This window comes from Methyloterricola oryzae, from assembly GCF_000934725.1.
Taxonomy (GTDB): Bacteria; Pseudomonadota; Gammaproteobacteria; order Methylococcales; family Methylococcaceae; genus Methyloterricola; species Methyloterricola oryzae.
In genome coordinates this window covers 118,489-140,362 of record NZ_JYNS01000007.1, presented here as the reverse complement: position 1 = coordinate 140,362, position 21,874 = coordinate 118,489, and the positions used below count along the sequence as shown (strand labels likewise).

At 62.6% G+C, this 21,874-nt stretch carries 29 protein-coding genes; 16 read left to right on the top strand and 13 right to left on the bottom strand.

The window, feature by feature from the left end:
• Window positions 1–10 precede the first annotated feature (10 nt).
• The 6 genes from hisH (at window position 11) to EK23_RS11360 (ending at window position 4,801) form a co-directional block, all read left to right on the top strand.
• Complete coding sequence (gene hisH, locus EK23_RS11385) at window positions 11–655, top strand: imidazole glycerol phosphate synthase subunit HisH (protein ID WP_045225479.1); 645 nt, start codon at window positions 11–13, stop codon at window positions 653–655.
• A 43-nt stretch (window positions 656–698) separates the two neighbouring features.
• Entirely contained in the window at window positions 699–1,430 is a 732-nt protein-coding gene (hisA, locus tag EK23_RS11380) for a 1-(5-phosphoribosyl)-5-[(5-phosphoribosylamino)methylideneamino]imidazole-4-carboxamide isomerase (protein ID WP_045225478.1), read from the top strand.
• On the top strand, window positions 1,430–2,194 hold the full coding sequence (gene hisF, locus EK23_RS11375) for an imidazole glycerol phosphate synthase subunit HisF (RefSeq protein WP_045225477.1): 765 nt from the start codon (window positions 1,430–1,432) through the stop codon (window positions 2,192–2,194). Before hisA ends, hisF begins: the two co-directional genes overlap by 1 nt.
• Entirely contained in the window at window positions 2,191–2,577 is a 387-nt protein-coding gene (hisI, locus tag EK23_RS11370; RefSeq protein ID WP_045225476.1) for a phosphoribosyl-AMP cyclohydrolase, read from the top strand. The genes hisF and hisI overlap by 4 nt, the downstream gene beginning before the upstream one ends.
• Window positions 2,574–2,894, top strand: coding sequence for a phosphoribosyl-ATP diphosphatase (locus EK23_RS11365; RefSeq protein WP_045225475.1), 321 nt, complete (start codon window positions 2,574–2,576; stop codon window positions 2,892–2,894). The genes hisI and EK23_RS11365 overlap by 4 nt, the downstream gene beginning before the upstream one ends.
• Window positions 2,895–3,121: 227 nt before the next feature.
• Window positions 3,122–4,801 carry a cyclic-di-GMP receptor FimW-related protein gene (locus EK23_RS11360; RefSeq protein WP_145998644.1) on the top strand — a complete coding sequence of 560 codons (1,680 nt, stop codon included), beginning with the start codon at window positions 3,122–3,124 and terminating at the stop codon, window positions 4,799–4,801.
• Here the strand turns inward: EK23_RS11360 and EK23_RS11355 are convergent.
• Together EK23_RS11355 and EK23_RS11350 are read right to left on the bottom strand one after the other, a co-directional pair.
• Window positions 4,764–5,759 (bottom strand): hypothetical protein, encoded by a 996-nt coding sequence (locus tag EK23_RS11355; RefSeq protein ID WP_052808126.1) that lies wholly within the window; start codon window positions 5,757–5,759, stop codon window positions 4,764–4,766. The two genes, EK23_RS11360 and EK23_RS11355, sit on opposite strands and share 38 nt — an antisense overlap.
• 6 nt (window positions 5,760–5,765) lie before the next feature.
• A complete protein-coding gene (locus tag EK23_RS11350) occupies window positions 5,766–6,338 on the bottom strand; it encodes a LemA family protein (RefSeq protein ID WP_045225473.1) in 573 nt (190 codons plus the stop codon).
• 223 nt (window positions 6,339–6,561) lie between these two features.
• Here EK23_RS11350 and EK23_RS11345 point away from each other — a divergent pair, with 223 nt between their 5' ends.
• Together EK23_RS11345 and EK23_RS11340 are read left to right on the top strand one after the other, a co-directional pair.
• Window positions 6,562–7,092 carry a gamma carbonic anhydrase family protein gene (locus EK23_RS11345; RefSeq protein WP_045225472.1) on the top strand — a complete coding sequence of 177 codons (531 nt, stop codon included), beginning with the start codon at window positions 6,562–6,564 and terminating at the stop codon, window positions 7,090–7,092.
• Window positions 7,093–7,165: 73 nt separating this feature from the next.
• Window positions 7,166–7,351, top strand: coding sequence for a hypothetical protein (locus EK23_RS11340; RefSeq protein ID WP_145998643.1), 186 nt, complete (start codon window positions 7,166–7,168; stop codon window positions 7,349–7,351).
• An 82-nt stretch (window positions 7,352–7,433) separates the two neighbouring features.
• On the opposite strand, the gene EK23_RS24470 is transcribed toward EK23_RS11340, so the two are convergent.
• The gene (locus EK23_RS24470) at window positions 7,434–7,565 is read right to left on the bottom strand and encodes a hypothetical protein (RefSeq protein ID WP_268748179.1); all 132 of its coding nucleotides are present in this window, start codon (window positions 7,563–7,565) and stop codon (window positions 7,434–7,436) included.
• 38 nt (window positions 7,566–7,603) lie between these two features.
• Between EK23_RS24470 and EK23_RS11335 the strand changes: the two genes are divergently transcribed.
• A complete protein-coding gene (locus EK23_RS11335; RefSeq protein ID WP_200892144.1) occupies window positions 7,604–7,789 on the top strand; it encodes a nucleotidyl cyclase domain-containing protein in 186 nt (61 codons plus the stop codon).
• Here EK23_RS11335 and aroE read toward each other — a convergent pair.
• Both aroE and hemB read right to left on the bottom strand, forming a co-directional pair.
• Window positions 7,761–8,612: a shikimate dehydrogenase gene (aroE, locus tag EK23_RS11330; RefSeq protein WP_045225469.1), complete on the bottom strand. Its 852-nt coding sequence runs from the start codon at window positions 8,610–8,612 to the stop codon at window positions 7,761–7,763. The genes EK23_RS11335 and aroE overlap by 29 nt on opposite strands.
• Window positions 8,609–9,631: a porphobilinogen synthase gene (hemB, locus tag EK23_RS11325; protein ID WP_045225468.1), complete on the bottom strand. Its 1,023-nt coding sequence runs from the start codon at window positions 9,629–9,631 to the stop codon at window positions 8,609–8,611. The genes aroE and hemB overlap by 4 nt, the downstream gene beginning before the upstream one ends.
• 101 nt (window positions 9,632–9,732) lie before the next feature.
• Between hemB and EK23_RS11320 the strand changes: the two genes are divergently transcribed.
• On the top strand, window positions 9,733–10,413 hold the full coding sequence (locus EK23_RS11320; protein WP_045225467.1) for an MlaC/ttg2D family ABC transporter substrate-binding protein: 681 nt from the start codon (window positions 9,733–9,735) through the stop codon (window positions 10,411–10,413).
• Between the two features lie 91 nt (window positions 10,414–10,504).
• Here EK23_RS11320 and hemF read toward each other — a convergent pair whose 3' ends face one another.
• Window positions 10,505–11,419 (bottom strand): oxygen-dependent coproporphyrinogen oxidase, encoded by a 915-nt coding sequence (gene hemF / locus EK23_RS11315; RefSeq protein ID WP_045225466.1) that lies wholly within the window; start codon window positions 11,417–11,419, stop codon window positions 10,505–10,507.
• Between the two features lie 32 nt (window positions 11,420–11,451).
• On the bottom strand, window positions 11,452–11,997 hold the full coding sequence (locus EK23_RS11310; RefSeq protein ID WP_045225465.1) for a MarR family winged helix-turn-helix transcriptional regulator: 546 nt from the start codon (window positions 11,995–11,997) through the stop codon (window positions 11,452–11,454).
• A gap of 319 nt (window positions 11,998–12,316) precedes the next feature.
• Between EK23_RS11310 and EK23_RS11300 the strand changes: the two genes are divergently transcribed.
• On the top strand, window positions 12,317–13,801 hold the full coding sequence (locus EK23_RS11300; RefSeq protein ID WP_045225463.1) for a Ni/Fe hydrogenase subunit alpha: 1,485 nt from the start codon (window positions 12,317–12,319) through the stop codon (window positions 13,799–13,801).
• Between the two features lie 66 nt (window positions 13,802–13,867).
• Complete coding sequence (locus tag EK23_RS11295; RefSeq protein ID WP_045225462.1) at window positions 13,868–14,365, top strand: hydrogenase maturation protease; 498 nt, start codon at window positions 13,868–13,870, stop codon at window positions 14,363–14,365.
• Between the two features lie 10 nt (window positions 14,366–14,375).
• Here EK23_RS11295 and EK23_RS11290 read toward each other — a convergent pair whose 3' ends face one another.
• On the bottom strand, window positions 14,376–15,791 hold the full coding sequence (locus tag EK23_RS11290; RefSeq protein WP_045225461.1) for an L-serine ammonia-lyase: 1,416 nt from the start codon (window positions 15,789–15,791) through the stop codon (window positions 14,376–14,378).
• A gap of 251 nt (window positions 15,792–16,042) precedes the next feature.
• Between EK23_RS11290 and EK23_RS11285 the strand changes: the two genes are divergently transcribed.
• A complete protein-coding gene (locus EK23_RS11285) occupies window positions 16,043–16,516 on the top strand; it encodes a DOMON-like domain-containing protein (protein WP_145998641.1) in 474 nt (157 codons plus the stop codon).
• Window positions 16,500–17,702, top strand: coding sequence for an exo-beta-N-acetylmuramidase NamZ family protein (locus EK23_RS11280; RefSeq protein WP_045225460.1), 1,203 nt, complete (start codon window positions 16,500–16,502; stop codon window positions 17,700–17,702). The genes EK23_RS11285 and EK23_RS11280 overlap by 17 nt, the downstream gene beginning before the upstream one ends.
• A gap of 3 nt (window positions 17,703–17,705) precedes the next feature.
• Here the strand turns inward: EK23_RS11280 and EK23_RS11275 are convergent, their stop codons facing one another.
• Both EK23_RS11275 and EK23_RS11270 read right to left on the bottom strand, forming a co-directional pair.
• Window positions 17,706–18,902 (bottom strand): acetyltransferase domain-containing protein, encoded by a 1,197-nt coding sequence (locus tag EK23_RS11275; protein ID WP_045225459.1) that lies wholly within the window; start codon window positions 18,900–18,902, stop codon window positions 17,706–17,708.
• A gap of 47 nt (window positions 18,903–18,949) precedes the next feature.
• A complete protein-coding gene (locus EK23_RS11270; protein ID WP_045225458.1) occupies window positions 18,950–19,372 on the bottom strand; it encodes a hypothetical protein in 423 nt (140 codons plus the stop codon).
• A gap of 295 nt (window positions 19,373–19,667) precedes the next feature.
• Here EK23_RS11270 and EK23_RS21745 point away from each other — a divergent pair, with 295 nt between their 5' ends.
• Together EK23_RS21745 and EK23_RS11260 are read left to right on the top strand one after the other, a co-directional pair.
• Window positions 19,668–20,075, top strand: coding sequence for a hypothetical protein (locus EK23_RS21745; RefSeq protein WP_052808124.1), 408 nt, complete (start codon window positions 19,668–19,670; stop codon window positions 20,073–20,075).
• A 94-nt stretch (window positions 20,076–20,169) separates the two neighbouring features.
• The gene (locus EK23_RS11260; RefSeq protein ID WP_145998640.1) at window positions 20,170–20,541 is read left to right on the top strand and encodes a hypothetical protein; all 372 of its coding nucleotides are present in this window, start codon (window positions 20,170–20,172) and stop codon (window positions 20,539–20,541) included.
• Between the two features lie 25 nt (window positions 20,542–20,566).
• Here the strand turns inward: EK23_RS11260 and EK23_RS11255 are convergent, their stop codons facing one another.
• The 3 genes from EK23_RS11255 to EK23_RS11250 all read right to left on the bottom strand — a co-directional run bounded on the left by EK23_RS11255 (window position 20,567) and on the right by EK23_RS11250 (window position 21,773).
• The gene (locus tag EK23_RS11255; RefSeq protein ID WP_045225567.1) at window positions 20,567–20,803 is read right to left on the bottom strand and encodes a hypothetical protein; all 237 of its coding nucleotides are present in this window, start codon (window positions 20,801–20,803) and stop codon (window positions 20,567–20,569) included.
• A gap of 26 nt (window positions 20,804–20,829) precedes the next feature.
• On the bottom strand, window positions 20,830–21,042 hold the full coding sequence (locus EK23_RS23300; RefSeq protein WP_145998639.1) for a hypothetical protein: 213 nt from the start codon (window positions 21,040–21,042) through the stop codon (window positions 20,830–20,832).
• Window positions 21,043–21,290: 248 nt separating this feature from the next.
• Window positions 21,291–21,773 (bottom strand): hypothetical protein, encoded by a 483-nt coding sequence (locus EK23_RS11250; RefSeq protein WP_145998638.1) that lies wholly within the window; start codon window positions 21,771–21,773, stop codon window positions 21,291–21,293.
• Window positions 21,774–21,874: the final 101 nt, after the last annotated feature.

The following is a 21,874-nucleotide window of genomic DNA, read 5'->3' as shown; positions in this document are numbered from 1 at the left end:
TTTTTTTCGTATGTCCTCGGTGGCCGTTATCGATTATGGAATGGGTAACCTCCATTCCATCGCCAAGGCGCTTCAGCATGCCGATCCCGCAGTGCGCGTTATTGTCACGGGCGAACCCAAGGATTTGCTCAGCGCCGATCGCGTGGTATTCCCGGGCGTCGGGGCGATTCGTGACTGCATGCAGGCGCTGCAGCAGAGGCAGCTGATCCCTGTGTTGGCCGAACTGGCCGCGAGCAAGCCTGTCCTGGGTATATGCCTGGGCATGCAGGCCCTGTTGGAGGAAAGCGAGGAAAACGACGGCACGGCGTGTCTGGGTTTGCTGGCGGGTCGTGTCGTGCGATTCCCGGATGGCTTGCAGGACAGCGGCGGCAATCCCCTGAAGATTCCGCACATGGGATGGAACCGGTTGAATCCGTCTGCTGCACATCCGCTCTGGGATGGCATCGACCCCGGCAGCTGGTTTTATTTCGTCCACAGTTACTACGCCTGTCCCGCCGATTCGAGCCAGATCGCGGCGACCAGCGATTATCCGACACCCTTTGCCGCAGCGCTGCAGCGCGACAATCTGTTTGCCGTGCAGTTTCACCCGGAGAAGAGTCAGGTGGCAGGCTTGCGCCTGCTGGCCAATTTTCTGCGCTGGAAGCCGGGCCAATGACTTCCCGCATTCGTCAAATCCACTTGAGTACGAGGACCTGAACATGCTCTTGATACCTGCTATCGACCTGAAAGATGGCAAGTGTGTCCGTTTGCGGCAGGGCCGCATGGAAGACGATACGGTGTTTTCCGAGGATCCTGTGGCGATGGCGAGACGTTGGGTATCCGAGGGCGCCAAGCGGCTGCATCTGGTGGATCTGGATGGCGCGTTCGCCGGAGTTCCCCGCAACCGCGAGGTCATCCACGCCATTCGCGAAGGCTGTCCCGACGTGCAGATCCAGGTGGGCGGCGGAATCCGCGACGAAGACACGATCCAGGGCTATCTGGACGCCGGTGTGGATTTCGTCATTATCGGCACCAAGGCGGTGAGTGCGCCGCACTTCGTGAGCGACGTAGCCGCCGAGTTTCCCAATCACATCATCATTGGCCTGGACGCCCGCGACGGCAAGGTAGCCATCGACGGCTGGTCCAAACTGTCCCACCACGATGTGATCGACCTTGCGCAGAAGTTCGAGGATGATGGCGTCGAGGCCATCATCTACACCGACATCAGCCGCGACGGCATGATGGAGGGCATCAACATCGAGGCCACTGCGCGTCTTGCGCGGTCCATTCGAATTCCCGTAATCGCATCGGGCGGCATCACCAACCTGGAGGATATCCGCCAACTGGGCGGGATCGTGGCCGACGGGGTGATGGGAGCCATCACCGGGCGGGCACTGTATGAGGGTACCTTGAGCTTCGCCGAAGGCCAGAAACTGGCGGATACCTTCTAGTGCTGGCCAAACGGATCATCCCCTGCCTGGACGTGGACAACGGGCGGGTCGTCAAGGGCGTCCGCTTCGTGGAGATACGCGACGCCGGCGATCCGGTGGAGATTGCTCGCCGCTATGACCGCGAAGGCGCGGACGAACTGACGTTCCTGGATATCACTGCCAGTTCCGACAACAGGCAGACCATGGTTCATGTGGTCGAGCAGGTGGCCGGCGAGGTGTTCATTCCCCTCACGGTGGGAGGCGGGATCCGCACGCTAGAGGATATCCGGCGCATGCTCAATGCCGGAGCGGACAAGGTCAGCATCAATACTGCCGCGGTGTTCAATCCGGAATTCGTGCGCGAGGCGGCGGCCCGTTTCGGTTCGCAGTGCATCGTGGTCGCCATTGACGCCAAGCAGGTGAGTACCGTTCCGCCACGCTGGGAGATCTTTACCCACGGCGGGCGTAAGCCGACAGGCCTGGACGCGATCGACTGGGCGCGGCGGATGGTGGAGTACGGAGCCGGCGAGATCCTGCTCACCAGCATGGACCGCGACGGAACCAAATCCGGCTTCGATCTGGCATTGACCCGCGCCATCAGCGAGGCCGTCAGTGTGCCGGTGATCGCCTCCGGGGGGGTCGGCAACCTGCAGGATCTGGCCGATGGCGTGACCACAGGCAAGGCCGATGCGGTGCTCGCTGCGAGCATCTTTCATTTCGCCGAGTATTCCATCCGTCAGGCCAAGGAGCACATGGCGGGGCAGGGGATCGAGGTGCGATTGTGAGCACCGCCTGGCTGGACGAGCTGCGCTGGACCGGCGATGGTCTGGTGCCCGTGATCGCGCAGGAGGCAAGTTCAGGGCAGGTGCTGATGTTCGCCTGGATGAATCGCGAGGCGCTCGCCCTCACTGTCACCGAGGGCTATGCCGTGTACTGGTCGCGTTCACGGCAGAAGCTCTGGCGCAAGGGTGAGGAATCCGGTCATCGCCAGAAGGTCATGGAGATCCGCCTGGACTGTGACGAGGACGTGGTGCTGCTCAAGGTGGAGCAGGCGGGCGGCATTGCCTGCCACACGGGACGGCATCACTGCTTTTTCCGGGTGCTGAGGGACGGCGCCTGGGTGACGGTAGACCCTGTGTTGAAAGATCCGGAGGCGATTTACCGATGACCGAGGCTGATATTCTGGCGCGTCTGGCAGAGGTGTTGGAGCAGCGTAAATCGCAGAATCCCAAGGACTCCTACGTGGCGAGCCTGTATGCCAAGGGACTGGATACCATTCTGAAGAAAATCGGCGAAGAAGCCGCCGAGACCATTATCGCCGCCAAGGGCGGCGAACCCGCGCAGATCGTCTATGAAATGGCCGATCTCTGGTTCCACTGCCTGGTTCTGCTGGCAAACCAGGGTCTGGGGCCCAACGACGTGCTTGGCGAACTCCAGCGCCGCTTCGGTCTTTCCGGGATCGAGGAGAAAGCCTCCCGCACTTGAGCGGTGACTCAGGTCCGCGGGCGCGGGGCCGGGGCCGGTTTGAGCGGCCGCTCTAACGCTTCCCGTGCGGAAGCGATCATAGGCTAGACTTGGCACCTGAGGAAGAAGCCGCGCCGGGGGGCTTGAGCACCCGGATCAAAGGCTGCTTGTCGATACTCGTGCGACGTCAACTTACGCCTATGGATCTGAAAACCAGCCCACCCCCTGGTTCGGTGCCGAGCGCTCCCTTGCCTGCCAATTTTGACGAGTCCGCCGTGGCCGCCTGGCTGGCTGCGTTGCCCCTCGCCAATCGGGATGCTTGCATCGATTCCCTGCTGGTCATGCTCACGGTCCTGCAGAAGCAGAGCCATATTCCCTGCGGCGAGCGGCTGGCTATTATGGAGCGGATCCTGTCGGTTGCAGAGATCCAGGTACAGCAGTATTCCCGCACCCAGTTGGCCGACGAGGCCTTTCCCCTGCCGCAGTCCGCGCAACGGGTCGCGAGCCGCTGCTTCCTGATTGCCCGCGCCTTGGGCGACGGTTATCGGCGCATCGCGATGGACCCCGACTACATGAGTGAGTGGGCCCTGGCCGGCCAAGGCCGGACCGCCGTCCTGCTGAGGGCGCTGCAGAACTATGGCCAGGCGCTGCTGCGCCTGAAGCTCAGTTATCATCCCCCGCCTTTCGACTTCTGGCGCCACATATATGAGCTGTTCCGTCTTGCCGAGGACAACCATCTGCTGAAAGCGGCAGCCAGCGAGGCGACAGCCATTACCGTGGAAGGCAGTTTCCTCGCATTGATGCTGTTTCCGCTGACGCCAACCAACCGGCATCGGCCCCGAGACATCCGGCAGATCTTCTTGCTGCTGCAGCGTTTTTCCGCGCGTGCGCAGTTGGCCTCGGATTGGCAACAGGGCGATCTGAAGGCTTTGTTCGTCGTGGATTTGGACTCGGATCGGGAACCGCATCGGGTGTCAACGCCTGATCTTGAGTGCGGCGGTGGCCTGCGCTTTCTCTTTACCCGGGCTCTGGTGGAGTCCATGATTGCCCATTTCTCGGGGCCCGTGGGCATGAGCGAATTCGGGGGCGGCTTGTCCGGGGGGCTGGTAAAACGCCTGGTCCGTGCCTTGGGCGTGCCGGAGCGGCGCAAGTCATTGCGGCGTCCCGATGCGGGTGAGCGGGTGATCATCGTCGGGCTGAAATCCGTGATCGAGGCGCTTTGGCGTGGCCGGCAGTCCAAGGACCTGCCCGAGGCGCGCACCTCCCTGCAGTACAAGGGTGTCAAGTGGCTCAATGTGCCGGATTTTCAGGTGGAAATCCTGCCCGATGACCGGCCGCAAGGCGGTGAAAGATTCGTGCGCAGCGAGCGAGCGCTCGGCACCCTGATCCGGGAGCAGGCCACGGGTATGTCACGGGAGGACATCTGGGGAGAAAATCGCTTCTCGGGGGCAGCCGGTGTTGGCGATGCATCCAATCTAAAGGCCGCAATGATCAACTCCAGCGCCCGCGGCTGCTGTCTGCTTTGGGCCCACAGGCAGGTTTCCTGCCTCAAGGTCGGGGAACTGATCGGGTTTCCGACCGAACAGGGCAGGCTCTACATCGGCGTGGTGCGTTGGTTGGAGCAGACCCCGGAAGGCGACGTCACCATCGGCGTGGAATTGATTGCGCCCAGGACACGGGCGGTGAGCATCTACGCCGTGGGACGGGGGACGCCGGAGATGGCTTTGTTCCTGACGGAGGACGTGCGCGTGCGGGGTGAGCCCTGCATCCTGGTTTCAACGGCGAAATTCGATGTGGGGCAGACCATTACCATCGATGATGCCGGGGGCTTGAGCCACTTCAGAATCGAGAAGCTGCTGGAGTCCAACCCCTCGTTCCAGCAGTTTACCCTTAGTGAAGAACCCGGCCGGGCACCGGTGGTGCTTTGAGGGGTGGATTGGCCCGCAGGTTTGCCGTCCAGGCCAGAAGCGTCAGCATGGCGAGAAATCCCAAGGCCGATAGAAACGCCGTGCGGCGGTAGCGGCGCACCAGCACATTCTGGGGCGTGCAGGAAATGATGTAAGGCCGTCCATAGCGTGGCCTGCGCACCAGGTTGTGTTCCGTGTGCTGGCGGCGCGCGCCCAGCGATGTGGCCGCCGCAGATTCCGCCGCCGTTCGCGCGGACTCCCATTCCTCCATGTCGATCTGGCCGTCGCCGTTGGCGTCGAAGCGGCGTAGCAACTCGGGCCGGTCCTTTTTCCAGGCGGATAGCAGGTCGCCCGTGGCCTCGCGCAGGCTGACGGAGCCGCTGTCGCCAAGCCCGGCAAAATCCCCGATGATGTACAGGCTGTCAAATTCGTTGATACGATACTCGGTGTAGCGGTATGGCCCCGAGTCCAGCAGTCGCGCCAGGAATCCGGTGTCCCGGGGCGGCGCTCCGGGGCGCGGCGCGTGCCCGCGCCAGCGGACACAGGTGGATGGCGTGATATCTGCCCCGTCGGGGTCGACGATGCACAGGCCCGTATCATCTTGCAGGTGAAAGATGGCATCGCTGATGCCCGATTCAACGACGCGCCATTCGTCCGAACGGCCGCGGGCATCGCGCTCCCGGTGTTCCACCTGATACCGGAACCAGACGCACGGCAAACCGCTGAGCGCGGCATGAATCGGTTCGCCCGGCATCAGGCGAGCATGTCCCTCCAGTTCCACGTAGCCTTGGGCCGCGGAGCGCACTTTCGATGTGGGCATGTCGGTGATCAGGCGCGAGCGCTTGAGACGCGAGAACCCGAAATACAGCAGCCAGATCGCCAAAACCATGCCAGCGGAGAAGCCGAGCCAGAATTGCGCGGGCGTTGCCCGCTGCACGGCGCTGGCCACCAGGGCGGCCAGAGGGTGCGCGTCCGTCATCGTGGTTCAGCCAAACAGCGCTTTGACGTCCACGTCCCCGATTTCCTCGGCCGAAAAGACCAGCAGTTCCGCCGGCTTGAAGGCAAACAGGCGGGCAATGATGATGTCGGGGAATTGTTCCAGTCTCACGTTGTTGCTGTTCACTACGTCGTTGTAGAACTCGCGCCGGTCGGCGATGGCATTTTCGAGACCGGTGATGCGCGCCTCCAGGTTGCGGAAGGATTCGTCCGCCTTCAATTCCGGGTACGCCTCCGCCACGGCGAATAGATTCATCAAGCCCTGCCTGAGGCCGGTCTCGGCGGCTCCCAGAGCCGCCACGTCGGACGATTCCCGGGCCGACGAGACGCGCGCCCGCGCCTGCATGACTTTCTCCAGGGTTTCGCGTTCGTGCTTCATGTACTGCTTGCAGGTTTCCACCAGCTTGGGTAGTTCATCGTGACGCTGCTTGAGCAGCACATCGATGTTCGACCAGGCTTTTGCGATATCATGCTTGAGTCCGACCAGGCGGTTGTAGATGACGATGACATACAAGGCGAGGATCACGAGCAGGCCGAGCAACAAGGCTCCTGCGATGGGCATGGCGGGTCTCCTTTTGGGGATGATGCCTCCCGGCAACCGCCGTGTTTGGGACGAGTGAATGCCGTGAGACTGACGGCATGAAGTATAGACCCCAGCACCGCCGCAGGCCGCGCCGAGAAAGGTCGGATGTTCGTCGTGACCTTGGCCTGCTCCGGAATTGTCAGGCGGGTTTATGCGTCTGATCAGCAAGGCATGACTGAGCAGGTGGAGGACGCCTTTTTCCATGATACACAGCTTCGAGCATAAAACCCCCCGGGTGGGCAGCCGCGTCTATATTGATCCGGCGGCGACGGTGATCGGCGACGTGACCCTGGAGGATGACGCCTCCGTCTGGCCCATGACGGTGATCCGCGGCGATGTAAACTCGATTCACATTGGGGCCGCCAGCAACATTCAGGACGGCTGCGTGCTGCATGTCACCCACGACAGCGGCTACGCCAGGGGTGGCCATCCTCTGGTGGTCGGGGCGGGAGTCACCGTGGGGCACCGCGCCGTGCTGCACGGCTGCCGCATAGGCGATCATTGCCTGATCGGCATCGGCGCCATCGTCATGGACGGCGCCGAATTGGAAGGACGGATCATGCTTGGGGCGGGCAGCCTGGTGCCACCGGGCAAGCGCCTGGAAAGCGGTTTTCTCTATGTGGGCTCGCCGGTGCGCCAGGCACGCCCGCTGAAGGAAATGGAACTGGAGTTTCTATACTATTCCTCCAAGCACTATGTAAGCCTGAAAGAGCGCTACCTCGCCGCGGATTGAGGGCTACGCACGGGAGCTTCGGACTTCTGCGATGAGATTGCCCCTAGGTCGACCCTTGGCTGCGGAGGATGGCATGCCTGACTCACGCATCGATTACTTTCGGCAGATATTGAGCCAGCTTCCCAACGGGGAAGCCCATGTCCAGTTACCGAAGGGGCCAGCAGATGAAGTCAATGCGCTCGGGGTGGCCATCGCGGAGTTGGCAGCATCGATGGCGACCAGTCTGATTGTCGCCGAGGGCGTGTGCGCTCCAGCCTGACCTGCTCGCTGATCGCCCTGCGAAAGCCAGTGGGCTTCCTGTTCTTCAACAGCCAGCAGCCATACTGTTATGCCGCCTTGTATCAGGCGTCTTTCTGCGTCCGTCGGGTCTGGTGTCCGCCGTGGTGGAAAAGAGCCGCCTCTACCAGGAACTGATGCAGTTGAATCAGGCGCTCATGGAGGCGCGCGATGAACTGCGGGTTCAGGCCACCCATGATGCGCCGACCGGTGTCTGGAACCGGGGCGGTTGGCGGTGCGCGAACAGTCAGTGGCCTGGGAGGACAGGCAGCTCGCGGTGTTGGTCAGTGGTGGCGTGGCAACTCTCTTGTGGGGCAGCGCACTGACACCCAACGAACTGATCGAGCGGGCGGACGACGCACTCTACGCCGCCAAACGCCGCGGGCGCGTTCTCAGCCGGAAAGGCCGCGCTCCCGGTTGATCAGCGCGATCACTGGAGCGGTTTCCGGGTAGATGCCGCGCCAGATGCGGAAAGCCTCCGCCGCCTGTTCCACCAGCATGCCGACGCCGTCCATGCAGATCGCCGCGCCGGCGTCATGGCCCCAGCGCACGAAGGGCGTGGGCCCCTGGGCATAGGCCAAGTCGTAGCAGCAGCCGTTGTTCTTGAGGATGCCCGAGGGCAGGGGCGGCAACTCTCCCGTCAGGCTGGCGGCGGTGGCGTTGAGGATCAGATCGAACGCCTGGCCTGCCAGGGCATCGAATCCGCAGGATTCGATTTCACCCAAGTCGCCGAATTCGGCGGCCAGAGCCTTGGCTTTTTCAGGCGTGCGATTGGCGATGATCAGGTGGTCTGGGCCGGATCGCAGCAAGGGCTGCAGAATGCCACGGGTGGCGCCGCCCGCGCCCAGGATCAGGACGGACTTGCCGGCGATCTCAAGGCCCAGGTTGATGGTCAGGTCACGCAGAAGGCCGGCACCGTCGGTGTTGTCGCCAAATACCGTCCCGTCAGGGCGCAGGGCCAGGGTATTCACCGCCTTGGCCCGCTCCGCGCGTTCGCTGCGTAGATCGGCGAAGCGCCAGGCCAGTTCCTTCAGGGGCACTGTGCAGTTCAGCCCTTTGCCGCCACCGGCGAAAAACTCGCGGGCGCGTGCCGGAAACTGTTCCGCTGCCACCTCCAGTGCCGCGTATTCAAGGGCTTGCCCGGTCTGCGCCGCAAACAGGGTATGGATGCGCGGCGATTTGCTATGGGCGACGGGAAATCCGAAGACGGCGTAACGGTCCTTTTGTGCAGCTTGCTGGGTCATGGGGCCTCTTTCAGCCAGCGCGCGGCCTGCAGCGCGAAATAGGTGAGAATGCCGTCCGCGCCGGCACGCTTGAAGCCCAGGAGGGACTCCATGACCGTGGCCCGCTCGTCGAGCCAGCCGTTTTGGGCGGCGGCCTTGAGCATGGCGTATTCACCGCTGACCTGATAGACGAACGTCGGCATGCCGAAGTGGTCCTTGACCCGGCGCACGATATCCAGATAGGGCATGCCGGGCTTCACCATCACCATGTCGGCGCCCTCCTGGATGTCCAGCTCCAACTCGCGCAAGGCTTCGTCCGAGTTGGCGGGGTCCATCTGATAGCTATACTTGTTGCCGCTACCCAGGTTGCCCGCCGAACCGACGGCGTCGCGGAAGGGGCCGTAATAACTGGAGGCATACTTGGCCGAGTAGGCCAGGATGCGCGTGTGGATGAAACCTGCCTGCTCCAGGGCACTGCGGATGCGCCCGACCCGGCCGTCCATCATGTCCGAGGGGGCGACGATGTCGGCGCCGGCACGGGCGTGACAGAGGGCCTGGCGCACCAACACCTCCACCGTGGCGTCGTTCACCACATAGCCGGTCTCGTCGATCAGCCCGTCCTGGCCATGGGAGGTGTATGGGTCCAGCGCCACGTCGGTCATGACGCCCAGGCCCGGCAACTCGGCCTTGATAGCCTGAACCGCGCGCGGCACCAGTCCGTCCGGGTTGTAAGCTTCCTCGGCGGCCTCGCTTTTCAGGGCCTGGGAAACCACCGGGAACAGGGCGATGGCGGGAATGCCCAGGCGCCAGGCCTCGGTGGCTTCGCGCAGCAGGTGGTCCAGGCTCATCCGCGACACGCCGGGCATGGAGGCAACCGGTTCGCGCCGGTCCTCGCCCTCGAGGAGAAACAGGGGGTAGATCAGATCGTCCGCCGACAGGCGCGATTCTCGCATCAGGCGGCGGCTGAATTCGTCCCGGCGCATCCGCCTCGGACGAATAGTCGTTGGGAAAGTGTTATGCTTTGCAGTCTGTTCCGTCATGTTTCAACCCAGGCAACGGCGTCGGCGAACCAAGTGGCGCGGTAGTTTATTACAATGCATCGGGTTATCATAAGCGCATTAATGATCGCAGGAGGGGTTCAATGAAATTTGCCAAGTTTTCGTTCGGATTGACGGCTTGGTTGGGCGTTTGGGGAGTGCTGCTCGCTCTGGCATCCGGGCTGGCTGGAGCCGACGAAGCCTTGCTGCCTCCGCAGATCGTGATTCAGCATACGGCGGACGAACTGCAGAAGAACCTGCAGAAGCCCGAGTACAAAAAGGACTTCGTCAAGGCCACGCACTTGGTGGAAACCATCATCGATCCCCACGTTGATTTCGATCGCGTTTCGATGCTGATCCTGGGCAAATACTGGAAGACCGCCACCCCTGAGCAGCAGGTGCGCTTCAAGAAAGAGTTCCGCATGCTGCTGGTCCGTACCTACACCACCGCATTTACCGAGTACGCAAACTGGACTATCCGTCACCGCCCGATGACGCTTGACGCATCGGACAAGCGTGTCGTGGTGCGCACCGAGATTCTGCAGGCGGGTGCGCAGCCGGTAGCCGTAGATTACCGCATGGCTAATGTGAAAGGCGACTGGAAGGTCTACGATGTGGTGATCGAGGGCATCAGCCTGATACAGAACTACCGCACCAGCTTCACCAACGAGGTGGCGCAGACCGGCTCGCTGGATCAGTTGATCGCCGAGATCGCCCAGCGCAACAAGACGGCGCTCAAGGAGCCTTTGGGCAATAATGCGGCAGGCGGCAAGGGCGCGTCCTGACCACAGTCGCTTGAGCCATCATCACCCTGCCGCCGTCTGATCTAAATCTAAAAGGGCAGGGTTCGTCAGGGAGTGATCGCGACCGGGGGCTTTACAGCCAGTCCCTGGGTTTCAGATAGTTCTGGTACAGGTCGTCTTCCGCGCTTCCCTCTTCCGGCTTCCAGTTGTAGCGCCAGTGCGCCACGGGCGGTAGCGACATCAGGATCGATTCCGTTCTGCCCCCGGACTGCAGCCCGAACAGGGTGCCCCTGTCGTAAACCAGGTTGAACTCCACGTAGCGCCCGCGCCGGTAGAGCTGAAAGTCACGCTCCCTCTGCCCGTAGGGCGTTGCCTTGCGCCGGCGGACGATAGGAAGATAGGCCTCCACATAGTGGTCGCCCACGCTGCGCAGAAAGGCAAAACTGCTTTCGAATCCCCATTCGTTGACATCGTCGAAGAACAGTCCGCCGACGCCCCGGGTTTCTTGGCGGTGCTTGAGGAAAAAATACTCGTCACACCATTTCTTGAACCGGGGGTAGACTTCGGGCCCAAAGGGCAGGCAGGCGGCGCGCGCTGTTTCATGCCAATGGATCACATCGTCCGGGAAGGCATAGTAGGGCGTCAGATCGAAACCGCCGCCGAACCACCAGATGGGCGCTTCACCCTCTTTCTCCGCGATGAAGAAGCGGACGTTGGCGTGCGATGTGGGTACGTACGGGTTGAGCGGGTGAATCACCAGGGAAACGCCCAGGGCCTGGAACCCGCGCCCTGCCAGTTCGGGGCGATGCGCCGTAGCCGAGGGCGGCAGGCTTTGGCCGATGACATGGGAAAAGTTGACCCCGCCCTGCTCGAAGGTTTCACCCCCCGCCAGGACCCGGCTGCGCCCGCCCCCCAGGCCGTTGGCATACTCCCAGCGGTCTTCGGTGAAGCGGGCGGACGCTTCCTCGGCTTCCAGAGCCTGACAAATGCGCTCCTGTAGGTCCTGCAAATAGGATTTCACCGCTTCCAGGCTGGGCTGCTCTTTCATGGGGGTTTCCAGGTTGGTTTGGGGTGCTACGTTCAGATCTCGCCTTCTCCGGCGGCATTTACCTTGGCGTCAATGGGTTGCAGCGCGCCGCTCTCGTCCTTGATGTTCATGTTCGCAATCAGCAGGTCCAGATCCCGCGAGAGGGAATCCAGGATTTCAGGCCTCAGTGAGGATAAGGCATTCTGCAGGATGCCCTGTGCTGGGCGGGGTAGCCGTTCCAAAGTCTGCTGGCCCAGTTCGGTCAGGTAGAGGCTGACCACACGGTGATCGGGGCTGATCCGGTTGCGCGTGACCAGGCCCTTCTTGACGAGCTTTTCCAACAGGTTGCTCGCGGTGGACTGATGGACGGCCATGGCCTTGGCCAGCTCGGTGACCCTGAGCCCGGGCTTTCTCGACAGTTCCCACAGAGCCCAGAGTTGGGCGCTGCTGACGCCGGTTCGTGTCTCCACCCAGTGCGAGTGCTGCTGCACGGCGCGAAAAATCAGGCGAAAGCGCTTCAGGACATCCCGGGGGCTGGCTTCATGCTGCGCCTCGCTCTCCGCTGAGCCTGGGGTCGCTTGATCGGGATAGGCTCTCATGTCCTGGTTTCCTTTCGGCGTTGAAGGGGCGTGGAATCCGCTGCTCGGGCCGGGCGCTTCAAAGCGGGGGCACGGTCATCTATGGCGCACGCGGAATTACCATCCCAGAGGGCTTTGAGCCCGGCGCGGTCGATTGCCGTGGCCGTGGCTAGAATAAGGCGGCACTTGAGCGCCCCGAAGTTTACAGGGTCTCGGCTCACCGGAGCAATCCGGCAGCCTGGAAATGTATGGTTTTCCTGGGTTGTATGCCGGACGCCCTGGTGTATGATGAAGGTAATACCGTCACACGGGACCCCGCATTCCCCAAGGAGCCGCATTCATGTACGAACATCTGGAAACCGCCGCCAATCCTGAAAATCTGAAGCGTGTCGTCATCGAACCGGTTACCCGCGTCGAAGGTCACGGCAAGGTCACCTTGTTGCTGGACGAGGACAACCATGTCCGCCAGGCGCGGCTGCACATCGTTGAATTTCGTGGCTTCGAGCGTTTCATCCAGGGCCGTCCCTATTGGGAACTGCCGGTGCTGGTGCAGCGATTGTGCGGCATCTGCCCGGTCAGCCATCACCTGGCCGCCGCCAAGGCCGTGGATCAGCTGGTCGGCGTCGACCAGCTGACTCCGCCGGCGGAGAAGCTGCGGCGCATGATGCATTTCGGCCAGACCCTGCAGTCCCACGCCTTGCATTTCTTCCACCTGTCCACGCCGGACCTGCTGTTCGGCTTCGAGGACGCCGCGGCTCACCGCAACGTCGTCAGCGTGCTCAAGGAGTTTCCGGACACGGGGCTGAAGGGCGTCAAGCTGCGCAAATACGGCCAGGAGGTGATCCGGGTCATCAGCGGCAAGCGGGTGCACGGCAGCGCAGCCATTCCCGGCGGCATGAACAAGGCGCTGACGCCGGCCGATCGCGATTACCTGCTGCAGGACATCGATGACACGGTGGCCTGGTCCAACGAGGTGGTGGCCCTGATCAAGGACATCTTCCTGTCCAATGTGGAATACCACCAGCATTTCGGCGCCTTCAGCTCCAATTTCCTCAGCCTCACCGGGCCCAAGGGTGAACTGGAACTCTATCACGGCGGCCTGCGGGCGCGGGACGCGGCGGGCAAGACCATCTTCGACCATGTGGACTACCGCAACTACACCCAGTATCTGCGCGAGGAAGTGAAATCCTGGTCCTACATGAAGTTCCCGCATATCGTGGAACTGGGCCGCGAGAACGGCTGGTACCGGGTTGGACCCCTGGCGCGCATCAACAATTGCGATTCCATCGACACGCCGCTGGCGGAAGCGGCGCGTCAGGAATTCATGGCCTATGGCAATGGCGAGCCGGTGCGCGCTTCCCTGGCCTATCACTGGGCGCGCATGATCGAGATGCTGTACAGCGCCGAGGCCATCCGCGAGTTGCTGCAAGACCCGGATATCCTCAGCGGCGATCTGGTGGCTAAGGGCGAGAAGCGCATGGAAGGCGTCGGCGTGATCGAGGCGCCGCGCGGCACCTTGTTCCATCACTATTGCATCAACGAGGACGATCTAATCACCCGCGCCAATCTGATCGTGTCCACCACCAACAACAATCAGGCGATGAACGAGGCCGTGCGGGCGGTGGCTGCGCGCTACCTGGACGGCAAGGAACTGACTGAGGGCCTGCTGAACCACCTGGAGGTGGCGATACGCGCTTACGATCCTTGCCTGTCCTGCGCCACCCACGCCCTGGGCAAGATGCCCCTGCAACTGGAATTGGTGGACGCCCAGGGCGCGCTGATCGACAGCCTGTCCCGGGATAGCGAAGGCAACTTCAGCCACTAAACGCTTCTGAGGCCTGCCCGGTTGCTGCGCCGCCGCGTGGCCCGGGCATTTTTCTGACTTCTTCCGATGCCCGTGCACGACGTTCTGGTATTCGCCTACGGCAACCCCAGTCGGGGTGATGATGCCCTCGGCCCTTCGGCCCTGGACCATTTGGCGGACTGCGCCCATCCCGGGATTGAACTGCTGGGCGATTTTCAGCTTCAGGTCGAGCACGCATTGGATCTGGAACAGCGGCGGTTGGTCCTGTTCATCGACGCCGACGCGTCGTGTTCGGCCCCCTTTCGTTTCATCAGGCTGCAGCCCGCCAGGGATCGCAGCTATACCACCCACGCCATGAGCCCTGCGGCCGTGCTTCAGGTCTTTGAGGATTTGCGGGGCGAGCCGCCGCCCTGCTTCCTCTTGGGGATACGCGGCTACCGTTTCGAACTGGGCGAGCCCCTGAGCGAAGCGGCTCGGGCGAATCTTGAGGCCGCGGCGCGCTTTCTCGACGCGTTGTGCGTCCGTCCTGACCCCACCCATTGGCAGTCACTGAGCCAGTTAAAGTCGCCCGCCGTGCCGGCTTGAGGCCGCCGGCTCAGCACTCCGGGACGTTGACCGGGATGTGCACCGCAAGCCCGCCCTCGGCGGTTTCCTTATAGCGGCTGTTCATGTCCTGCGCGGTTTCCCACATGGTTTTGATTACCGCATCCAGGCTGACGCGCGCGTCCGCCGGGTCGCTGTCCAGGGCCAGGGAGGCCGCGGTGATGGCCTTGACCGCGCCCATGGCATTGCGTTCGATGCAGGGAATCTGCACTAGCCCGCCCACTGGGTCGCAGGTCAGCCCCAGATGGTGCTCCATGGCGATCTCCGCCGCTTGCAGCACTTGTTCCGGCGTGCCTCCCGAAACTTCCGCCAATCCTGCCGCGGCCATCGCTGACGACACGCCGATTTCCGCCTGACAGCCGCCCATGGCGGCGGAAATGGTGGCGTTCTTCTTGAAGAGCGTGCCGATCTCGCCCGCGGTGAGAATGAAGCGCACGATTTTGTCCTCGTCGAATCCGTCCATGAAGCACCAGGCATACATCAGCACCGCCGGTATCACGCCGGCAGCGCCGTTGGTGGGCGCGGTAACGATGCGGCCGAAGGAGGCGTTCTCTTCGTTCACGGCCAGGGCAAAGCAGGTGACCCAGCGGTCCACCAGGGTGAAATTGCGGGACTGGCGCCGCAGCAGGTCTGACCATTCCTCCACGGTCTGGTAGCCGTTGCCCTGGAGCAGCTTGCGGTGGATCGCGAAAGCCCTCCGCCTCACATTCAGGCCGCCCGGCAGATAGCCTTCCTGGTGCACTCCGCGGTAGATGCAGTCGCGGATCTCCCGCCACAGCATGAGCGCCTGGGAGCGGATGGCTTCCTGGCTGCGCCAGGCCTGCTCGTTGAGATAGGTGAGTTCGGACACGGAGAGCCCGAGCTTGCGGCAATTGGCCAGCAGATCCTGACCGCTGTGGCACGGATGGGGGGTGACGATGGGCGGCGTGCTGGGGGTGGAACCGTCTTGTTCACCGGCCACGAAGCCGCCGCCCAGGGAATAGTAGGTGCGCTCCAGGGTTTCGCCGCCTTCGCAGATGGCGTGAAAGCTCATGGCGTTGGCGTGGCGGGGCAGGGTGATGGCATGCTCGAACACCAGGTCGCGCGCATACTCGAAGGGCAGGTCGTGGCTCCCGCCCAGTGGAAGCCTGCCACGCTCCTTGATGGCGGCCACGCGCTCCGGGATCGTGGTGGTGTCGATGCGGGTGTAGTCTTCTCCGCTCAGTCCCATCAGGACTGCCACGTCCGTGCCGTGCCCTATGCCGGTCTTCGCCAGGGAGCCGTAGAGCCTGACGGTGAGGGACTGCACACGCTTCACATCGCCCAGTTCCGCCAGAAACAGGCTCGCGGCCCGCCAGGGCCCCATGGTGTGCGAACTGGAGGGGCCGATGCCTAGCTTGATGATTTCGAAGGCGCTGATGGATTCCATGGACCGATGGCGAAAACAAGGGGAAGTCTAAGCCTGATCGAAAGCGAGGTCGCGTGCCAGCGGGGCGGGCGAAATTCACCATCCACTCGCCGAGACTGGGCGGTTTGCCTGGCGGGTTCGATCTGGTAGGCTTGCCGCCCATGCCTGACTGCCAGACCGCACCCTTCAGCCTCCTTTGCCATCCGCTCCAAACCGACCCGCCGGCATGCCGATTATCCGGGGAATTTGCGCGGTCGGGTGGGATGCTCCAGGTGGGTTTCCGTCTCGAGGGAAACCTTGGCGCGTTGCGCATCCCGCAAGCGGCGGAAGGGCGGTTTGCGGACGAACTCTGGCGGCACACATGTTTCGAACTGTTCGTCGCGCTTCCGGGCTTGCCACGCTATCACGAGTTCAATTTTTCCCCCTCGGGAGACTGGGCGGTCTATGCGTTCGACCGCTATCGCCAGCGGGCGTTCCTTGCGGACATGGAGCTTTCGGCCCTGAAGCCCGAATTGCAGTGCGCCGCTTCGACCGCAGGGCTGGAATTGACCGCCCAGGTTTCGCTCGCCGCGCTCTCACCCCTGCATGTCCGCTCGACACTCCGGTTGGGCCTCAGCGCCGTGCTGGAGCGCAAGGACGGCCCTGACCCGCTACTTTCCTACTGGGCGCTGGTTCATCCGGACGCCAAACCTGATTTTCACCATCCTGAATCCTTTGCACTGACACTCGATGAAATTCGGAATTGACCGCCTCCTGGAAGAGCCCGGCTTGCGCCGTCCCCTGGAAGGCAAGCGGCTGGCGGTGCTGGCCCACCCGGCTTCGGTGACCGCCAGTCTGGTACACAGTCTCGATGCCTTGGCTGCGATGCCCGGCCTGCAGGTGACGGCCGCCTTCGGCCCCCAGCATGGTCTGCGCGGCGACAAGCAGGACAATATGATGGAGTCGCCGGATTTCAACGATCCGGTCCTGGGCATCCCGGTGTTCAGCCTCTACGGCCAGGTGCGCCGACCCACCGACGCCATGATGGAGCCTTTCGACGTCATGCTGGTGGACCTGCAGGACCTGGGCTGCCGCATCTACACCTTCATCACCACCCTGCGCTACGTGCTGGAGGCGGCTGCCCGCCACGGCAAGGCGGTGTGGGTGCTGGATCGGCCTAATCCGGTGGGAAGGCCGGTGGAAGGCCTGACCCTGCGCGCAGGCTGGGAGAGCTTCGTCGGTGCCGGGGCCATGCCCATGCGTCATGGGCTCACCCTGGGCGAACTGGCCCTGTGGTTCGTGCGTAGCTTGAAGCTGGATGTGGACTGCCAGGTGGTGGCGATGGACGGCTGGCAGCCCGAGTCCGGGCCCGGCTTCGGCTGGCCCCTGGGCGAGCGTCCCTGGATCAATCCCAGCCCCAACGCGCCGAACCTCTGGATGGCACGCGCCTACCCCGGCACGGTGATGCTGGAGGGCACCACGCTCTCGGAAGGACGTGGAACCACCCGGCCTCTGGAAATCTTTGGGGCTCCGGATGTGGCCCCGCGTGAGCTTCTGAGACGCGTGGAGAGCCTTGCGCCGCAGTGGCTGTCGGGTTGCAGACTGCGCGAATGTTGGTTCGAACCCACTTTCCACAAACACGCCGGCGCGCTCTGTGGCGGCATCCAGATCCACCCCGAAGCGCCGTTCTATGACCACGCGCAGTTCCGCCCCTGGCGGCTGCAGGCCCTGGCGTTCAAGGCGCTGCGTCAGTTATCGCCCGACTACCCGATCTGGCGCGATTTCCCCTACGAGTACGAGTTCGAGCGCTTAGCCATCGATCTGATCAATGGCAGTGAACTGCTGCGCCTATGGGTGGATGACCCCGGCGCGCACCCGGCCGATCTGGAAGACCTGGCCGGTGCAGACGAGTTAGCCTGGGCTGAAGAGCGCCGCGAGTTCCTGCTGTATTGACGCTCACAGCAGCCGCACCCAGAGCTTGCGGCTCGTCCGCTTGAGGCCGGCAAACCAGCGGCATAGCGGGTAGAGCAGCAGCACCACGAAGGCGGTCATCAGGTAGACAATCAAGAGGCCAAAGCCATGATCCTCGGGCTTGGCCAGTTCCTCCGGCGCGAAGGGCCAGCCGAATTGCCAGTCCACCGCGCCGTAGCGGCCATAGTCCGTAAGGACCGCGAGGCCGTGGATGAGGGGCAGGTGCAGGAGATAAAAAAACAGCGGCACCTGTCCGAATACGTTGACCCAGCGCAGCCATGCTGGCAGTGGACGGTCCAGAAGCGCGATCAGCAGCAGGCCGGGACCCAGGGTCATGAGCAGGTAGTGCAGCGAGGGCGGATACTTGGTGCAGTGGATGAAGGAAAACAGGGTGAACAGGTCCGAGGATTGCGCCGACCAGGTGGTTGCGTCGCCGTAGAGGTTGCCCAGGCGCAACAGGACGAAGGCGCAGGTGAGCAGCATGCCCCAGCGCAGCAACGACCGCCGGCGGACGGCGGCTTCCGCCAGAAACACGGGGCCGAACGCGTATCCCGCCGCCATGACGCCGATCCAGGGAATCAGCGGGTAGGAGGCGATGAAGCGTCGCCCCTCGCCGAAGTCGAAGCCGCCGCCCGCATGCAGCACCTGCCAAAGCCAGCCCCATTCGCCCCACTGCTCCGGGCGCACGCCATCGAACAGATTGTGTCCGAGGATCATGAGTATGCCCACCGTGGCGGCAACCTCCCGGCGCAGGCGGATGAGGAGGCTCAGGCAGAGCATGGACCAGCCGATGGCCCAAAGCACGCCGACCCAGATCTCGCGCATCTCGATGCTGAAGGTCCAGCCGAACCAATGGATGACGGTGAGTTCCAGCAGGATCAAGAGCGCGCCGCGCAGCATGAGCAGCCGCGACTGGGCCGCTAGGTCGCCGCCCCGGGTCAGGGACAAAAAGGTGCTCACGCCGGACAGAAAAATGAACAAGGGCGCGCAGAAATGGGTGATCCAGCGGGTAAGGAACAGGGCCGCATGGGTCTTGTGCAAATCCAGGGGATTGAAATCGGCGCTGCTGAAAAAGTCGCGGGTGTGATCTAGAGCCATCAGGATCATGATGAAACCGCGCAGCAGGTCTATGGCGACGACCCGGCCGTCGAAGGTTCTTGTTCCAGGAGCGCTTGTGTTCATCGACGAGGATTGCGTCAGGACGGCTGAACGGCGGGCGGCAGCTTTTCCTACTCGAGCTCCGCAAACTGGCTGCGGGCGCGGCTGAGCAACTGTTCCACGGGGACGAGGGTGCCTTTCTTGGAAACGACGACAATGGCGCCGAAAGCGTTGGCCAGGGCCGCGGCCAGCATCAGGGCGCACACGTCCTCGCGCGGGTCGCCGCCGCTGCGCAGGCCGATCAGGGTGTCGCGCGTCCCCGCTTCGGCTTTCAATTCCGGATGTTCGCTCAGGTAGGCTTCCGCTGGTTCGAAGCGAAGGTCAAGCCCTCCGTCCTCGCCATTCAAGGTGCAGGGCAGATACCCCGCCGCGCCGAACGGTTCGTAGGCCTCATCCACTGACAATTTGAACTTGAGGCCTTTCAGAGCCTCTTGCAGGGCGCCTCGATCCGGCACTTTGGCACGGTCGATGAGAGCGGAATACGAAATAGCCAAGGGAAGCTCCTGTAAGGTGACGGGAAGCCCGCCATGTCAGCGGTGTCTGGCCCCAGGTGATACCGCCAGGCAAGGCGGGCTGTCAAGCAGCGCCGACGTGCATGCTGTGTTTGGTCCTGGCGTGGGAGGAGCCTCCGTCATTCCCGGTGAAACACACCATCTTATGGCGAGGGGGCTGCCGTAACGACAATTAACCTCATAATGTGCCAGGTCTTTGGTTTGGCTTGTCCGCCGCCGGGGCAGTCAGGGACGGCTCCGCCGGCATTCAGACAACTACATTATTGGGATGGGTATTATGGAAGTCGTGATTGGTATTGTATTTTCGGTGATCTTTTTCCTGTTTTTTCTTCAAAACAAGGCGGGGCCAGCCGATGCGGGCGAACGTGCCGCGCAGGCCGCGACGCCTCCCGCTATGGATTTGGCACTCGGCCAAACGGAGCGGGGAAAGGCCAGCCGGCCGTCAGATTCCGCTCCTGGTCTGTCCATGGCAACGCGTCTTCCGGAAGATTCGGTCTTGCGCCGCCACTACGTGACCCATGTGCGGCAGATGGTCGAGGACATGGCCGGTCCTGTGCCGGGTGACAGCGTATTGCGTCGCCACCATGAGCAGTTGGTCGGGAGCCGGGTGGATGAATGTCTCGAAAACGCCGAGCAGCTTGCAGCATTGTTCGAGCAATTTGGCGCATTCCGCCGCGCCACCTGAGTCAGCCCATCCCGTGGAGCGCGTGAGGGCGGGTTACGCCGCGCCGCGGTTTCTGTTGTTTCATTTGCAGCCGATCAGCGCGCGGCTCTTGTTTATGCGGCATGCTACCGGGAGCGTATTGGCGCCTTCGCCCTTGCCGTTTCTGTCCAGCCCCTGCGACTACATCGACGAGGCGGCGGCGAGCCCGCTCGGGCTGGCGCAGCAAGTGGAGCTTGGGCTGCGCATCAATGCGGACTTGGGCTTTGAGCCCGGGTTGCTGGTCATCGAACCGGAGTTCCTGCGGCGCGCGGAAATTCCGCGCGCCGTGGTGGATGTGCACCTGGCCCGCTTCTCGACGCACGACCCGCCCTTCGAGGCGGTCCGTGCCGCGGGCGGCGAGCTGCGCCCCATCACGGAATTGCGTGGCGCGCATCCGGTCGAAATGGCCATGTTGCAGTGGGCCTACGAGCATCTGCTGACAGACTGAACCTGCCCGCCTTTGTCAGTCACACCTATCCCTGCTTGGCGACCAGCCGCCAGAAGCTCCGCATCTGCCGGTAGGTGCAGCGCTCCTCGCGGCTGATTTCTATCTGGTTGTCGGCCAGAATGGAATCGAGGCAAACCGCGATCCTGCCCGCGATCAGCGGCGAGGGCGTTCTTCCGTAGCGGAATAAAAGGAAGCGCAGGCCTTCCTGATGGTCTGGGAGGGCGACGCTTTCATCGGCTGTGCCGAATTCGTTGCTCTGCATCGTGAGCTTTCCTTCTGTTTTCATGGTTAGTGCAACGTTCCTTCTGGGTGTTGCTGAGGGATTGCGCTCGTCAGGCGGGTGGACAGATGGCTTTTGTAAGCCTCGAGTCCAGCCGCCAGGGTGCTGTTGAGCAGATGCAGGGCTGCCAATCTGAAACGCAGAGTGAACATCCCCAGGCTGACATGGAACATGCCGCTACCGGGGCAGTATTCGACCGAGCAGACTTCACTGCGGGCCAAGGATCTTATCTCGCACCGACTGTTAGTTCCCATGATGTGCCCCATAGGTTTAATGAAACGCCACAAAATTTAAGGAAGAATGATCTTAGTGGTCATTGATGATAATAGTTCCTATTTGTCTGTCAAGCACAGCCGGAAATTTTCAGGAATCGCTGAAAGAGGGCACGCCAAGCTTGAGAGTGCACCAAGTGCCTAAGGCTGAGGCGCTGAGCGGCCGTGGATGTCTCAATTGGACGGGAGGGAAGAGCTCAACGAGCGGCGCTGAAGTCTTGATGAAGACGGTATTCGATGGATGCTTTGTCCGCGCTTGTAATGCTGACAATCACGGTGCCGAAGCGGAATTCCCGTGACTTGGAGAGATCCACCACGATATCGGTGGCATCCGCCGTCAGCGGCTCGGCTTTCGCGCCACTGGTGGGAACGGATTGATCGCGGGAGTAGGACACGACTCCATTAGGGAATTTTCCTGCTCTACCTTTGACGCCCAACTTCAGAGGCACCTTGACGCCTCCCGGTTGAATTGCCACCTCGATGTAGCGCAGCACCGGCTTGCCGTCTGCAGCCAGCCCTTGGTAACGCAGTTCACGGAACCCGCGCTCGTATGACCGCCCAAAGGCATCTGTTTGTCCTGATGCCGTGCGTATGGTTTCCTTGCGTATCAGCTTGAAGATTTGTCCTCCGGAAGGCACCTTCAGGGCGACGTCCTCGTCCTGATAGAGCTTTTCGATCATGGGAGGCTCTGCGGCGCCTGCTGCGACCACGAAACAGGTCAGCAAAATTACAATGGCTTTCATGGCGGCTTGTCGTGGAAGTTGAGCGGCGGTCCCATTAA